Raw genomic sequence first — 15161 nt, 5'->3', positions numbered from 1 at the left:
TCCGCAATACGGCAAAACACGGCGAAAACCTGGGCATAAAGTCTAAATGCCCGAAAAAAGTGCGATTATTTTTATGAGGCTGTCATGCTCGCCGCACGATAGGCCTCAACCTGCCGCACCAGCCAGTCGCGAAACAGCACGACCGGAACGTGATTGGCGCGCGAGAGCGGCGCTACCGCATAATAGGAGCTTGGACTTTTGGCCTGATGATCGAAGGCTTTCACCAGCTGCCGCGATTTCAGCTCGTTATCGATCAGGAAAAGCGGCATCAGCGCCACGCCGAGGCCGGCTATACAGGCCTGCGCCACGCTGGAAAACTGCTCGAAGCGCATGCCTTGCGGCAAGGCAAGCGACAGGCCGAGGCTTTCGAACCAATGGCCCCACGCTCCCGGCCGCGAGGCCATGTGCAGCAAAGGCAGGGCGGCGATGTCCTCTCCCTTTTCGACGGGATGAGCGCTGAGGAATTGCGGGCTGCACACCGGCGCAACCATTTCATGCATCAGAAAGGTGCTTTCCGCCCCCGGCCAGTCCGCCTGGCCGATATGGATCGCCATATCCAGCTGCTCGCGCTCAAAGTCGAATTGCCCGATGCGGGTGGCGAAATTGATGGTGATTTCGGGGTGGTTTGCGACGAAATCCGGTATACGCGGCAAAAGCCAGCGGGTGCCGAAGGTGGGCAGCATAGCAAGGTTCAGCGTATTGCCATGCGTTTTGGTCATGATCTGCAGCGATGCAGATCGTATCTCGCCGAGGGCGGAGGCAATCGATTTTGCATAAGCGCGCCCCTCCGTCGTCAACGCCACGCCGCGCGCGCCGCGTTCGAACAGGCGCACGCCAAGCTGTTCTTCCAGTGACATAACCTGCCGGCTGATCGCCCCTTGCGTCAGCGCCAACTCTTCCGCAGCAGCGGAAAAGCTGCCGAGCCTTGCAACGGAATCGAAGGCGGCGAGAGCGCTGGTGGAGGGCAGAAGTTTACGGCTGAGAGACGTCATGAGCCATTACTATATGTAATGCAAAAATGAGTAAACATGGCTTGTGCGTGCGCGCTCCAATACGAATAATCCGGCCAGCAAATCCGGAGGCATAAAGTGAGCGAACACGCAGCATTCAATTGGCAGGACCCTTTTCTGCTCGAAGACCAACTGACCGACGACGAGCGGATGATCCGTGACGCCGCCGCCGCCTTCGGCAAATCGGAACTTTTGCCGCGTGTCTCCGAGGCCTATCTTTCCGAGACCACCGAACCGGAACTGTTCCGCCTGATGGGCCGGCAAGGCCTGCTCGGCGTGACCCTGCCGGAAGAATATGGCGCGGCCAATGCGAGCTACGTCGCCTATGGCCTCGTCGCCCGCGAGGTGGAGCGCATCGACAGCGGTTACCGCTCGATGATGAGCGTGCAGTCCTCGCTCGTTATCCACCCGATCTTCGCTTATGGCTCGGACGAGCAGAAGAAGAAATATCTGCCCGGCCTCGTCTCGGGTGAGCTGATCGGCTGTTTCGGCCTGACCGAGCCGGATGCCGGTTCCGATCCCGGCGGCATGAAGACCCGTGCCGAAAAGATCGCCGGCGGCTATCGCCTGCGCGGTTCGAAGATGTGGATTTCCAACGCGCCGATCGCCGATGTCTTCGTCGTCTGGGCGAAATCGGAAGCCCATGACAACCAGATCCGGGGTTTCGTGCTGGAAAAGGGCATGAAGGGCCTCTCCGCGCCCAAGATCGGCGGCAAGCTTTCGCTGCGCGCCTCCATTACGGGCGAAATCGTCATGGATGGCGTGGAAGTCGGCGAAGACGCGCTGCTGCCCAATGTTTCCGGCCTGAAAGGCCCGTTCGGCTGCCTCAACCGCGCCCGTTACGGCATTTCCTGGGGTGTGATGGGTGCTGCCGAAGATTGCTGGTTCCGCGCCCTGCAATATGGTCTCGACCGCAAGCAGTTCGGCAAGCCGCTCGCCGGCATGCAGCTTTACCAGAAGAAGCTCGCCGACATGCAGACCGAGATCGCGCTTGGCCTTCAGGCATCGCTGCGTGTCGGCCGGCTGATGGACGAACATAAAATGGCGCCGGAAATGATCTCCATCATCAAGCGCAACAATTGCGGCAAGGCGCTGGATATCGCCCGCCAGGCCCGTGACATGCATGGCGGCAACGGCATCCAGATCGAATATCACGTCATGCGCCATGCGCAGAACCTCGAGACGGTCAACACCTATGAGGGCACGCATGACGTTCACGCGCTGATCCTCGGCCGGGCACAGACGGGCATTCAGGCGTTTTTCTGAGGCTTTCCCCGCATCGTTTTCATCAAGAAAAAGGCCTTCGAAGATCGCTTCGAAGGCCTTTTGTTTTTCGAGTTCGCTGTTTGGCTCAGAACGTGCCGCGCACGCCGATGCCGAACATACGCGGTTCGGTCATGCTGGCCTCGATGCCGCCGATGCCGCGGTTTTCCTTCATCAGCGTCGGCGCGCGCTCATCGAAGACGTTCTTGACGTAGGCGTAGAATTCAAGCTCGTCCTGGAACTTGTAGCTCGCCCGCACATCCGCGATCGTATAGGGATCGATCGCATAAACGGCCTTGTTATCCGTGTCGGAATAATAACCGTCGAGATGGCGCACCTGCCCCGAAACGGTGAACTTGTCCGTCACGTCCCAGCTTGCGCCAATGGTGAAGCTGTAACCCGGCGACTTGGCGAATTCCTTGCCGACATAGGCGGCGTTGCTGGAAATCTCGTCGATTTTCGTCTTCAGCAGACCTGCGCTCGCCTTCAGCGTCAGATTGTCGAGAACCCGGTAATCCGCACCGATTTCCAGACCGTAGGCATGGGCCTCTTCGGCATTGACGGTGTAGGATTCGCTGATGCCAGTGGAGACGACGACCGGCACGTTAAACTGGGCATTCTTCATGTCCATGTAGAACAGGTTGCCGTTCACCGTCAGCGTGTCGTCGAGCAGGCTGGCGCGGGTGAAGAGCTCGTAGTTCCAGATGGTTTCCTTGTCGAAGCTCCGCCATTTGCTGGTGGTCAGGTCGAATGCGACGCCGCCAGGGTTATAACCACGGCTGACGAGGCCGCCCACCGTCCAGTCGTCATTGATGGCATAGGCCAGCGACGCCTTGGGCAGGATTTCCGAGAAGGTTTCGTCGTAATTGACGGAGCTTCTGCTGGTGGCGCTCAACGTCCGGTAACCGGCGCGCTGGATCTGGTCCTGCTGGTAGCGTAGGCCGCCCGTCAGGGTCCACTGGTCGGTCAGGCGATAGCTCAGCTCGCTGAAGAGGCCGAGATTGTCCTTGGTATCGTTGAAGCGTGACGTTCCGCGCAGATAAAGCACCTCGTCGGCGTTGGTATGCGCGTAATAAATGCCCGCGACACCGCTCAGCACATCTTCCTGATCGCCGAAGGTGACGCGTGTTTCGTGCGAGGTGTTCTTGAGATCGACATCCGCGTCGCCGTTATTCGCAATGCCAACCCGGCGTTTGGCGGTGGAGGCGGAAAACTGCGTCTGGTTGAACAGTTTCACGCCGTTCTCGAAATCGTAATTGATATCGAGAATGCCGGTATTGGTGTACTGCCTGAAATTCGGCATCGTGGTGGTGATGTGGTTGAGATCCTCGAAGGGACGCGACGCCGCCTCCTGGCTCGGCCGGTTCGAAGCATTATAGGAATAGGTCAGCTTCGTCGAAAGGCCGGGGATTTCCGACGGCTCCCACAGCAGCTTGAAGCGGCCGTTGAATTCCTTGAAATCCTGATCGGTGCCGTCATGGGCAAATGCGGAATTGATATAGTCGATGAAGGTATCGCGGCCGGAATAATCGATCGCCATGCGCGCCGCCAGCTCGTCCTCGATCAACGGTCCGGAAAAGGCAAATGACGCCCGCTTCTGGTGATAATTGCCGATTTCGGCCTGATAGGAAGCCTCAGGCGTAAAGGTCGGGTCCTTGGTGTTGACGAGGATCGCGCCGGCGATGGCGTTGGCGCCCTGCGAGGTGGTCTGCGGGCCGCGGAAGACCTCGATGCTGTCGACATCCCAGATGGAGCTCGCGCCATAGATGAACTCGTTATAACCGAGATAATGGCCGTCGACATTGATCGTGGCGCGCGGCACCGTGCCTGTGAAGAAGGCGATGGAGCCGGTATTCGGTCCCTGTGTATCCTGTCCGCGGATGATGGGAGCGCTGACATTATCGGTATAAACGATGTTCGGGATATCCTTGATCGCTTCCGACACGGTCGGGTCGCCGGTCTTTTCCTTCCTGATTTCCTCGGCGGTTTTGACCGAAACGGACGAAGCCGTGTTCTTCATGTCGCGCGCCACTTTTTCACCGGTCACGACGATCGGTTTCAACACGGTCGTGCCCGCCGCCTCAGCCTGCTGATCCTGACCGAGAACCGGCGTCACAAACATCGTCGCCAGCGTCAGAGCGCTGACCCCGCTCATCAAACGACCGCTAGAGCTAAACCCCATCACACACCCCTAAAAAACATGAGTATTAAAGTCATATTCAAGTAACGGAAGCGTTATCCGTTTCGCAATAGAGAATGCGTTCTGTATTGCGAACAAAAAGGCTTCCGTAACGGGATGTGCCATATTTACAACAAAGTTTAATCAGCGCCTCGTCGGCAATCACGGCGTTGCGAATGAAAGCCACTGAAAAGTCCGCAGAAATCGATTCCGATTTTCACCCGGATGCGTTAGGCATTTCTCGATACACGGGGGAACAAGCTTGAACGCCATGGATGACGAAGCGGACGAAGCGCCTGAAAACGAGGGAGAAAAGCGCTCGGCGCTTATTCAATCCGTATCGATCGCGGCGCGTTTTCTCAACCTTCTCGCCAGATCGGATACGGCGCTTGCGCTTGGCGAACTGGCCAAACGCGCCGGCACCGGCCGTTCCACCGCCCATCGTTATATGCAGAGCCTGGTGCGGGAGGGACTGGTGACGCAGGACCCCGCAAGCGGCAGTTACGATCTTGGACCGGCGGCGCTGGGGATCGGCATCAGTGCGCTCCGGCGAATCAATCCGGTCGAAACCGCCGGTCGCCAGATGAAGGCGCTCGCCGCCCAAATCGGCGCCAGTTGCGGCGTGGCGATCTGGACCGAACGCGGCCCGACCGTGGTGCGATGGGCAAGAAGCGCCAGTTTTTCCATCAGCACCGTGGCGCTCGGCGATGTTCTGCCGCTGGATAACAGCGCCTGCGGGCTGGTCTTCCAGTCTTACCTGCCGCCGGAGAGGATAGCCGCGGTGCGCAAGCTGCAACCGGCCGCCTTTCGTGGCTCCCGCCCGGATGCCAGAGTTCTTGAAACCATTCGCGAGGTGGGTGGCGCGGAACTCAATGAACATCTGTTCTCCGCCCTGACGGGCAAGGCCGCGCCGGTCTTTAACGCCCAGGGCGGACTCTGTTGCGTCGTCACCACCGTATCCTTCGTGGCCAACGCCGAGGCCGAACAGCATTTTTCCCGACTGATCGAGGCGGCCAGACAGGCGACGGCCGAATCCGGCGGCGCATAAGCCTATTCGGCCAGATGTTCCGCGAAGGTGCGGCCGGAATAGGCCGTGCGGAACAGCCCGGCATCGGCGAGTTTCGGCAGCAACCGCTCCAGCACCAGCCGCATGGATGCCACCGAACCGCCGGGCACCGCGACAAAACCGTCACAGGCGCCGGCCGCCGCCCATTCACGGATGGTCTCGAAAGCATCGTCAACCGTGCCGATGATCTGCCAATGGCCGGAACCCATCACCTCTGGCCGTCGCAGCAAATCGGCGACGCTCAGCGTCTCCCGTTCGATCAGCCGGCGCAGCAGATTTGCGTGGGTACGGCTTCTCGGTGTCTCCGGTGGCGGCGGCAGGTCAGATGCAGTCACGACCCGCTGCAATGGCCAGTCCGAAAGATCGAGGCCGGTCATATCGCGGATGGAGGCAAAGGCGCGGCCGCGGTTGGCGCGGGCATGGGTTTCCGCAAAGAGCTCCAGCGCCTCCTTGCCGCTATCCGCCAGATAAAGGCTGAGGCCCGGCATCAGCTTCACACCGTCGGGGTTGCGGCCATGGCCCTCAGCACGCCGCCGCAAATCCGCCCGGAGCTCGATGGCAGCCTGCATATCCGGCGTTGAGGCAAAGACGGCGTCCGCCACCGACGAGGCGAAATCACGGCCCTCGGGCGAAGCGCCCGCCTGCACCAGCGGAATACGGCTGGCATGGGCCGGCAGGTTGAGCGGGCCTTTCACACTGAAATGCCTGCCCTCATGCGCGACCGGATGCACCAGCGAGGAATCGGCGAACCGCCCGCTTTCCCTGTCGAGTTTAAGAGCTTCGTTTGGAAAACTCGCCCAGAGCTGCTGTACGACCTGCGTGAACTCGGCGGCGCGCTCATAGCGCTCCTGCGGTGAAGGCATCTCTCTCAGGCCGAAATTTTCGTGCCCGTCCAGCGCCGTAACGATGTTCCACCCCGCCCTGCCGCTGCTCAGCCAGTTCAGCGACTGGATCTGGCGGGCGACCACATAGGGCGGCAGAAACGTGGTCGACACGGTGGATAACAGGCCGACATGGCTGGTTTCCCGGGCGATGGCGGCGAGAAGCATGGTCGGGTCCATGCTGGCAAATCCGCCGCCGGTTTCCAGCCCCTCGGTGCGCAGGAAAAGTGTATCCGGCCTGAACACGAAATCCACATGCGCGGCTTCCGCGCGCTGCGCCAGATCGACAAAATAATCGCTGGAAAACACCCCGTTTATGCCGCTGTCGGCACGCCGCCACGCCTCGCCGCTGAGCCAGGTTGGGGCCAGCGACATGCCGACATGAAGCTTGGTCGCGACTGACATGATGCACCTCGACTGAAATAACCGGTAAGAAATTCACGCCCTGAATCGGCAAGTTTCGATTTGTGGAGAGTTTTACTATAGTTTAGTGTCGCTTCAAGACCACACCGTCACCCTTGCCGGAAAGAAACACGTTTTCTGCAAGTAAGGTGTTTAAATTCAAATAGTTATAACGGCCTTGCGGCGTCTCGACGCATGGTCGCATGAATAACAGGAGTTGTATCCGGTGCTTGACGCCACGGACCTTCACGCCAGTTATGGCCATGTTCCCGTCTTGAGAGGACTGTCCGCCCGCTTCCGAGCCGGCCGCGTTACCGCGCTGGTCGGCCCCAATGGCTGCGGCAAGTCGACGCTGCTGAAGACCATCATGGGTTTCCTGCCTTTGTCATCAGGCAGGATAAGCCTGGGCGAGCGTTTGATCGGCGAGATCGGACGCCGGGACCTCGCCCGCCGCATCGCCTATCTGCCTCAGGAATGCCATTGCCCTGACTATATGACGCTTGGCGAGCTGATCGAGCTTGCCGGTTACGCCCGTTACGGTCTTGCAGGCGGTCCGACCGAACGCGACCGGGCGCTTTTTGCCGAGGCGCTGAAGACCGTCGGGCTGGAAGACAAGGCGAAAGCACAGGTCAACACGCTGTCCGGCGGCCAGCGCCAGCGCGCCTTCATCGCCATGGTTCTGGCGCAGGACACCGACGTGATCCTGATGGACGAGCCGGTCAACCATCTCGATATGAAATATCAATATGCCGTTCTCGGCCTCGTGCGCGAACTGAGCGACAGGCACGGTAAGACCGTTATCGTCGTGCTGCACGATCTCAACCTCGCCTCCACTTTCGCCGATGATGTCATCATGCTGAAGGCCGGGCGGGTTCTGGCGTCCGGGCCGGTGACGAGTACGGTCACATCAGCCAATGTCGCCGAGGTCTTCGATCTCGAAGCCGATATCTTCTCCCGTCAGGGACGGCTCATCTGCGTGCCCCGGCTGGAGCGGCAGGAACAGGCCATTCCGGCATGACCTCTAAAATAACGCTGATTTTCGCCGCCGCGCTGCTGCTGGCCGCCATCCTCATCTTCGATCTGGTGGTGATGGCTGCCGAAATGCCGCTTGCCGAAATCACGGCGACGCTCTGGCGTGGCGAGGCCGACACCTATCAGCAGTCGGTGCTTCTCTATCAGCAAATCCCACGCTCGCTGATTGCCATCTATGTGGGCGCCACCACGGCCGTCAGCGGCTGCGTGCTGCAGGGGCTTGTCCGCAATCCCCTCGCCTCGCCCGCAACGCTGGGGCTGAATGCCGGGGCGACGCTTTTTGTGATCGCGGGCGCGCTGGTGTTCGATTTCTCTCCCGAGGTGCAGGGGCTTGCGGCGCTCGCGGGCGCCGGTTTCGGCTTTGCCGCCTGCTTTTTCGTCGCGCGCCTCGCCGGACGATCAAACGATCCGCGCGGCCTGTCGCTCATCCTTTCCGGCGCGCTGGTTTCCATGCTGCTGATCGGCGTGACCAATGCGCTCATGCTTTCCAACCCCACGCGCCGCGCCGAATTCCTGAGCTGGGTGGGCGGCAATATCAACCATGTCTATGCTGAGCGCCTGTTCGATTTCTGGTGGATCGGCGCGATTGCGCTGGTGATATTGTGGGCGGTCGCCCGGCCGCTGACGCTTGTTCTGCTGGGCGCGGAAAAGGCCGCTTCCGCCGGTGTGAATGTCACGCGTATTTCCCGGGTTGCGCTTTTCGCCACCATGCTGGCCTCGGGTTCGGCCGTGGCGATCTGCGGCCCGATCGGTTTCGTCGGCCTCATCGTGCCGCATATGATCCGGCCGCTGGTGGGTGTGAACTTCACGCTCGCCTTGCCGGCTTCCGCGCTTGTCGGCGCGGGCCTCTGCGTGCTGGCCGATCTTGGCGCGCAAACCCTGTTTGCGCCCTATGTGGTCAATACCGGGCTGTTCATGGACCTGCTTGGCGGCCTCGTTTTCATCGTCATCGTCAAACGCTTCTATCTTTCGCCCTCGGCAAGGGGGCTTTCATGAAGCGGCATTTCGCCACCGATGGCAAAGCAGTGCTGCGGCTGCCAAGCGGCCTGCAGATCGGCATCGGCAATCTGAAAGCCGGCCTTGTCTTGATTGCGCTGGTGCTGGTGCTCGCCGCCCTGTCCGCCAGCCTTGGCAATACCGAAACCGGCCTTATCGAGCTGCTGCGCGGCCTCGCCGGCGGGCATCTCAGCGACGATCAGGCCTATGCGCTGTGGACGGTGCGGCTGCCGCGCATCCTGCTCGGTTTCATGGCCGGCTGGAGCGTGGCGCTGGCAGGCGCGATGCTGCAATCCGTCGCCCGCAATCCGCTGGCAGATCCCGGGCTCTTCGGACTGAGCCAGGGGTCAATGACCACCATCATGCTGCTTCTGGTGCTGGTGCCGGCCGCCCCCAAGACCCTGGTGGCGCTTGCGGCTATCGGCGGCGGTCTTGCCGTGGCCTTTCTTCTCATCGCACTCGTCGGGCGCGAACGCTCGAGCGGTCTAGCCATATTGCTGATGGGGATCGCAATCGAATCAGCGCTTTCCTCCGTCTCATCGGTGCTTCTGCTCTATACGCCGGCCGAAACCTCGCTGGCCCTGGCGGACTGGATGGCGGGTTCGCTGTTTCAGGCAAGCTGGCCGACCATCCTCGTTTTCGCACCCCTCTTCGGTGCAAGTCTTCTGGGTATTTTTCTCATCGGACGGGCGCTCGCCGTTTTCGATCTCGGCAATGAAATGGCCATGGCGCTTGGCGAAACGGTCAGGCATTCGCGCCCGCTCGTCATTGTTTTTGCAGTCATCCTCAGCGCCGCTTCCGTTACCGCCGTCGGCCCGCTGACCTTTCTCGGTGTCATCGCCCCGCATCTCGCCACCTTCGTTTCGCCGGCAGTCGGCCGCGCCAGGCTTTTCCTCTCGGGGCTTACCGGCGGCATATTGGTGGTAACCGCCGATACGCTGTCGCGCGGGCTGGTGGCCGATACGCCGATGCCGATCGGCCTTGCGCTGACTCTGATCGGCGTGCCGCTTTTCATCCTCACGCTGCGCCTGCAGGCGCTTCGCAGAAACAACAGCCACTGAAAAAATCAATAAAGGGAATGCCATGCGAATTGCCATCCTCATCGCCGCCCTTCTGGCCGCCGGAACCAGCCTCGCCGCCGAGCGAACCGTGACCGATGCCGCCGGCCGCACCGTCTCCGTTCCGGAAAAGCCGCAGCGCATCGTCGTCATGCACGAGCCGCTCTTGGGAGTGCCGCTGATGGATCTCGACGCCAATGTGGTTGGAGCCTATGGCCGCAACAGCGACGGCAAATTCGCAACCGCCGTCGATTTCATCGATACGGTTCTCGGCGAGGGCCGCACGAAACCCAAGGGGTTTGGCGCTGTCGGCCAGATCGATCTCGAGAAGCTGCGGGCGCTGCAACCGGACCTGATCGTTGCCACCGAAATGGATAGCGGCAAGGCCGCGCAGCTTTCCACCGTCGCACCCGTCTATCTGCAAAAGGCAAGCGCCGGCAAAGCCTATGGCTTCAGCGTGGAGGAGGACCTTGCCGGTCTGGTCGGGCGAAGCGATGTCTTCGCCGAGCGCCGGAAGACCTATGACACGAAGCTTGCCATGGTCAAAAAGGCGCTGGGCGAAGAGGCAGAAGGCAAGACCTATCTGGCGATCCTGCTGACCGACCAGATCAACGCGGTGGGTGACATGTCCGGCGCGGTGCAGGCGCTGGAGGATCTGGGATATGCCCGCCTGAAGATCGACAATGCCGCCTCTTCCGGCGGAATGGGCTCGACCCTGGTGATACCGCTCAGCGCCGATGCCTTCGGCAAGCTCAATCCCGATCTGCTTGTCGTGATGAACAGCTATACCAGCCCCGCCCGCGGCGAGGCGGGAACGCGCGCCGCACTTGAAAAGATCATTCCCGGCTGGGAACGCTTCGTGAAGCCGGCCCGCGAGGGCAGGATCGTTTTCCTCGATTCCACCAGGGTGACGACGCCTTCCATTCCGAGCGCACTGCACACATTGGATGAGGTGGAAAGCTGGGCCAGCCGCCGCTGATCGGCCAGCGGCAATTCAGCACAAACCGGCGGCGATATAAACTTGAGTTTTTGAAGAAAGTTATATTGCAGCAGCGAAAACTGCCTGTTATGGTTCGCGCATCTTAACGCAACAAGGCCGGATCGCTCGCCGGAAAATTCCGACGCGCGATCGTCCGGCCCGCCGATCCGGGACTGCGACACCGCCGACCCCATCGGCAATATCCCAGGAAAGACAACAGTATGAGCATGCCAGAAACGATAGGTTCCGCAGCACCGGACCGCACGCCCAAACGCCATCGCCACGCCGTCGCGCTGCGCGCACTCAATGTCACGCGTGTCGAAAAGCTCAGCCGGTCCATGGTGCGCATCGTCCTGACGGGGCCGGAACTGGAGGGTTTTGTGAGCCTCGGTTTTGACGACCACGTCAAGATGTTCTTTGCCCAGCCCGGCGAAACCGAACCGAGCCTGCCGGTGATCGGCCCGAACGGCATTGAACTCCCGGAAGGCGCGCCGCGCCCGCTGGCGCGTGACTACACGCCGCGCAGCTTCGATGCCGAAAAAGGCGAACTCGCCATCGATTTCGCCACCCATCACGACGGCCCCGCCAGCAACTGGGCGAAAGCCGCAAAGGTGGGTGACAAGGCGTGGATCGCCGGTCCGCGCGGCTCCTTCACCGTTCCCTTTACCTACGACTGGCACCTGCTGATTGCCGACGATACCGGCCTTCCCGCGCTGGCGCGGCGACTGGAGGAAATGCCCGAGGGCACCCGTGTCGTGGCGCTGATCGAGGTCGAGACGGATGCGGATCGGCTGGAACTTACGACGAAGGCGGACGCCTCGATTGTCTGGGTAACGCAGAAAACAGAAAGCGGAACCGATCCCGACGCATTGGCGGGCGCGCTGCGCAAGCTGGAGCTGCCGAAGGGCGATTTCTCCAGCTGGGTCGCCTGCGAATCGAAGACCGCCAAGGAGGTTCGCGCCCTTCTGGTCGAGGAGCTCGGCGCCAATCCCAAATGGACGCGCGCTTCCGGCTACTGGCGTCGCGGCGCCAGCGGCGTTCACGATCATTTCGATGAATGAACCGGTAATCGCGGCGGGTGCCATGCTGGAAGCGAAAACGATGATGATGGAACTCAAGGCCCTTCTCGCCAGGGTTCTCGATGATGAGGTGCGCGATATCGAACCGGGGGACAACCTGTTCGGTCGCGGCCTTCATTCGCTTGCACTCATGCGCCTCATCCCGCCGCTTTCGCAGCTTGCGGGAGTGCGGCTGGAATACGACAATCTGGCCCGGCAGCCCACGCTTGCCGCCTGGCAGGCGCTCATCGAACGGTCGCGCGCGGGGCATTGATCCCGCCAAACAGATCAGCCGCTTCCCCAGGGCGGCAGCCGAATATTTCCAAGGAGAGGACCATGGCAGCAGACAATATAGGTGTGCTCGCACGTCGCATCGAAGAAACCTTCGACAAGGCGGATGCAGCCCCGCCGAGCCAATACGAAGAAAGGGTCTGGTTCGAGCAGTTTCAGGATCCCGATCAGGTCTTCCGGCAGCTTCTGGCCTATCGCATCGGTGAAGAATGCGATCTGCTGCGCCTGACCTCGGCGCTGAAGACGGTTTGCGAGGGCTGGCCCGAGCTTCGTGCACGCTTCGCCTTCGGCGAGGACGGCACGCTTGCCAAGAGCATCGAAGCCCCGTCCGCATCCATCGTGCAATTGCTGCATGTTCCCTCTGCAGGCGAGGCCCTCACCTTGCTGCACGACCTTCAGGCAAGACCCTTCGATGCCGAAATCGACCCGCCGTTTCAGGCCGTCGTGCTCTTAAGCGAAGGAGAAATCCTGCTGGCGTTTCTGGTCCACGGCCTGCTCGGCGAAGTCCTCTCGCCGCAGATCCTGCTGGAAGGCATCGCGGCGGCCTATGCCGGTGAGACGCCAAAACCGCTTTCGCCGCGTGCGATCGAAAGTGGCAGCATCGACCCGCTTCCGCTCGGCTGGCTGCAACGTCCGGCGTCCGGCTCGACCGTCGTGGTGCTGCGGCAAAACGGGATCGACAGGCCGGCAAGCCACAGCCACGGCGTCGATCTTCCCGCAACCCTGCTCGGCCTCAACAGTTCCACGGCGGCGAATGCGCTTCTGGCCCGCGCCGGATCGCGTTTTGCCCTTTTCCTCGCAAAAAACGGTGGTCGGGAGACAGTAACCCTGCGCCTGCAGCCGAGCGTAGCCATGCCAATTTCAGCCGAGGCGGCAGCACAGGTGGCGATCTCCCGCGACCAATCGCCCGAACAGGCTGAAAATGCAGTGCTGACAGGGCTGGAACAGCGAAATGACAATGAAGGTGGAACCGCCGCCTTCACGCTGCACGCGCTTGCGACACCCGCTCAGGCCGTATCCGAGCATGGCCTCCAGTTTGAGCATCTGCCCCTGCCCTCCCTGCAGTCCGGTCTCGGCCTGACCCTTGCTGCCGGTCCGACATCGACTGGCGATATCCGCCTCGAACTGACGGGCGGCAAGGAGACATCGCCGCACGCGACGGCCTTCCTCTTGGAGCGTTTCGTCAGCCATCTTGAAGGCGGCGCGGATTTTTCCGGCATCGTCCATCAAAACGCCTCGCCAGCTTCGGAGCATGCAGCCCTTTCGCCTGCCGCGTCCGGTCAGAACAACGACACCGCCGCGACGATCCTTGCCGAATTCCGCGAAGCACTTGCTTCGCCGGACATGGGACCGGATGATGATTTCTTCGATTTCGGCGGCCATTCGCTGATCGCCACCCGCATCATCGGGCGTCTTCTCGCCAATCACGGCATCGAGTTGCGCTTCAACGATCTCTTCAGCTACCCGACCGCCGCCTCGCTCGCAAAACAGGCGACCCGGCTTGAAACCGCAGCACCCGCGCAGGCCGAGGCTACGGCGAACGGCTCGCTGACTGCGGCGCTTTCGCTGGCGCAGATGTCGCTCTGGAAGGCCTATGCCGCCTTCGGTTTCGGCGAAATCTTCAACATTCCCTTCGCGCTCGATTTCCTTAATCCCGTGGATGAGAATGCCTTCGAATGCGCCTTCCTCGATATCATCGAGCGCCATCCCGGCCTGCGGACCCATTTCTACGTCGAAAACGATACGGTTCTGCAAAAGATCGTGCCGATGCATGATCTGCCCGGTTACAAATGGTTCTGGACCAGTGAAGAAAGCCAAGGTGTTGATCGGAATGCGGAGGCCGGCTGGCGCTTCGATCTTGCGCGTGAACTGCCGATGCGGCTGCGCTTCCTTAAGGATGCGCAGACCGGCCGCCAGGTGCTTTCCTTCCTCTTCCATCACATCGTGCTGGACGAATGGTCGGTGAACCTGATGATGGACGAGCTGACCGAGGCCTACCGGGCAAGGGCTGCGGGCAAGGCCCCGGTCTTTGCGACCAGGCCGGCGCCCTTCCATGAGTTTGCGAGAAAACAGGTCGCGTCAGGTGTGAATGCCGGCCACCTTGCCTATTGGACCGATATGCTGCGGGATGCGCCGAAAGGCCTTACCCTCCACGGGCGGAATGGCACACGGCACGAGGCATCGCAGGACGAAGCACCGGCAGGCGGCTGGATCGAGTTCAAGCTGGGAAAACATGTCAGCGATGGGCTTTACGCCATTGCCAGGCAGAACAGCGCCTCGCTGTTCAACGTGGTTTACGCCGCCATTGCCGCGTCGCTGCGCCATCTCGGCGGGTTGAGCGACCTTGTGGTCGGCACTTCTGCTTCGGGCCGCACGGACAGCGGTTATTTCGATACGATCGGTTATTTCACCACTGTCGTCGCCCATCGCGTGCGTTTCGGCGAGACCATGACCATTGGCGAACTGATTTCTTCGGTGAAGAACACCATCAACGGCTCGCTGGAACACAGCGAGATTCCGATTGATCTCGTTGAGGAGGCGCTGGGCATGACGCCCGGCCGCGATCATCTGTTCGAGGTCTTCATCCAGATCCACGCCAAGAACAAGCTGAACGGCACCCTTGCCGGGCCGGATGGCAAGCCGGTGGAATTCCGCCAGATCGACCCCGACAAGCATGAATCCATGCTGGGGCTGCAATTCGAGGTGATGGAGGAGACGATCGGCGGCGAGCGTTCCATTCGCGTCTTGATGAGCTACCGTTCGGACCGCTACGGCCCTGACGATGTCGAGCGGCTGCGCCACACCACCAGCCGCATCTTCGCCCGTTTCGCAGAAAACGGCGCTTCGAACCGTGTGCTGACGACACTCGCCTGAGCCGGACACAGGCAAGGAAAACCCGGCTTTGCGTCGCAGAGCCGGGTTTAGTTTGTTGACAAGTCCCTTGTC

Annotated in this window: 12 protein-coding genes; 9 read left to right on the top strand and 3 right to left on the bottom strand. The window is 61.1% G+C overall.

Going from position 1 to position 15161, the window contains the following annotated elements:
* Nucleotides 1-71 precede the first annotated feature (71 nt).
* The gene (locus tag CFB10_RS15035; protein ID WP_020010357.1) at nucleotides 72-992 is read right to left on the bottom strand and encodes a LysR family transcriptional regulator; all 921 of its coding nucleotides are present in this window, start codon (nucleotides 990-992) and stop codon (nucleotides 72-74) included.
* 96 nt (nucleotides 993-1088) lie between these two features.
* On the opposite strand from CFB10_RS15035, the gene CFB10_RS15030 reads away from it, so the two are divergent.
* Nucleotides 1089-2276 (top strand): acyl-CoA dehydrogenase, encoded by a 1188-nt coding sequence (locus CFB10_RS15030; protein WP_020010356.1) that lies wholly within the window; start codon nucleotides 1089-1091, stop codon nucleotides 2274-2276.
* An 85-nt stretch (nucleotides 2277-2361) separates the two neighbouring features.
* Here CFB10_RS15030 and CFB10_RS15025 read toward each other — a convergent pair whose 3' ends face one another.
* The gene (locus CFB10_RS15025) at nucleotides 2362-4428 is read right to left on the bottom strand and encodes a TonB-dependent receptor (protein WP_020010355.1); all 2067 of its coding nucleotides are present in this window, start codon (nucleotides 4426-4428) and stop codon (nucleotides 2362-2364) included.
* Nucleotides 4429-4723: 295 nt separating this feature from the next.
* On the opposite strand from CFB10_RS15025, the gene CFB10_RS15020 reads away from it, so the two are divergent.
* Nucleotides 4724-5500, top strand: a complete 777-nt coding sequence (locus CFB10_RS15020) for an IclR family transcriptional regulator (RefSeq protein WP_020010354.1) — start codon at nucleotides 4724-4726, stop codon at nucleotides 5498-5500.
* A gap of 2 nt (nucleotides 5501-5502) precedes the next feature.
* On the opposite strand, the gene CFB10_RS15015 is transcribed toward CFB10_RS15020, so the two are convergent.
* Entirely contained in the window at nucleotides 5503-6804 is a 1302-nt protein-coding gene (locus CFB10_RS15015; protein WP_020010353.1) for an NtaA/DmoA family FMN-dependent monooxygenase, read from the bottom strand.
* A gap of 214 nt (nucleotides 6805-7018) precedes the next feature.
* Here CFB10_RS15015 and CFB10_RS15010 point away from each other — a divergent pair, with 214 nt between their 5' ends.
* The 7 genes from CFB10_RS15010 to CFB10_RS14980 all read left to right on the top strand — a co-directional run bounded on the left by CFB10_RS15010 (nucleotide 7019) and on the right by CFB10_RS14980 (nucleotide 15089).
* A complete protein-coding gene (locus CFB10_RS15010; RefSeq protein WP_020010352.1) occupies nucleotides 7019-7819 on the top strand; it encodes an ABC transporter ATP-binding protein in 801 nt (266 codons plus the stop codon).
* Nucleotides 7816-8829, top strand: coding sequence for an iron ABC transporter permease (locus CFB10_RS15005; protein WP_020010351.1), 1014 nt, complete (start codon nucleotides 7816-7818; stop codon nucleotides 8827-8829). The genes CFB10_RS15010 and CFB10_RS15005 overlap by 4 nt, the downstream gene beginning before the upstream one ends.
* Nucleotides 8826-9890: an iron ABC transporter permease gene (locus CFB10_RS15000; RefSeq protein ID WP_020010350.1), complete on the top strand. Its 1065-nt coding sequence runs from the start codon at nucleotides 8826-8828 to the stop codon at nucleotides 9888-9890. Before CFB10_RS15005 ends, CFB10_RS15000 begins: the two co-directional genes overlap by 4 nt.
* A 22-nt stretch (nucleotides 9891-9912) precedes the next feature.
* Nucleotides 9913-10866, top strand: coding sequence for an ABC transporter substrate-binding protein (locus CFB10_RS14995; protein ID WP_020010349.1), 954 nt, complete (start codon nucleotides 9913-9915; stop codon nucleotides 10864-10866).
* Between the two features lie 221 nt (nucleotides 10867-11087).
* Nucleotides 11088-11927 carry a siderophore-interacting protein gene (locus CFB10_RS14990; RefSeq protein WP_020010348.1) on the top strand — a complete coding sequence of 280 codons (840 nt, stop codon included), beginning with the start codon at nucleotides 11088-11090 and terminating at the stop codon, nucleotides 11925-11927.
* The gene (locus tag CFB10_RS14985; protein ID WP_020010347.1) at nucleotides 11920-12198 is read left to right on the top strand and encodes a phosphopantetheine-binding protein; all 279 of its coding nucleotides are present in this window, start codon (nucleotides 11920-11922) and stop codon (nucleotides 12196-12198) included. Before CFB10_RS14990 ends, CFB10_RS14985 begins: the two co-directional genes overlap by 8 nt.
* Before the next feature lie 62 nt (nucleotides 12199-12260).
* Nucleotides 12261-15089, top strand: a complete 2829-nt coding sequence (locus CFB10_RS14980; protein ID WP_020010346.1) for a condensation domain-containing protein — start codon at nucleotides 12261-12263, stop codon at nucleotides 15087-15089.
* The last annotated feature ends 72 nt before the right edge of the window (nucleotides 15090-15161 follow it).

It is taken from the genome of Agrobacterium sp. 719_389 (assembly GCF_900188475.1).
In the GTDB taxonomy this organism is placed as follows: domain Bacteria; phylum Pseudomonadota; class Alphaproteobacteria; order Rhizobiales; family Rhizobiaceae; genus Agrobacterium; species Agrobacterium radiobacter.
The sequence above is the reverse complement of the archived record's forward strand: the minus strand, read 5'-3'. Positions and strand labels throughout refer to the sequence as shown.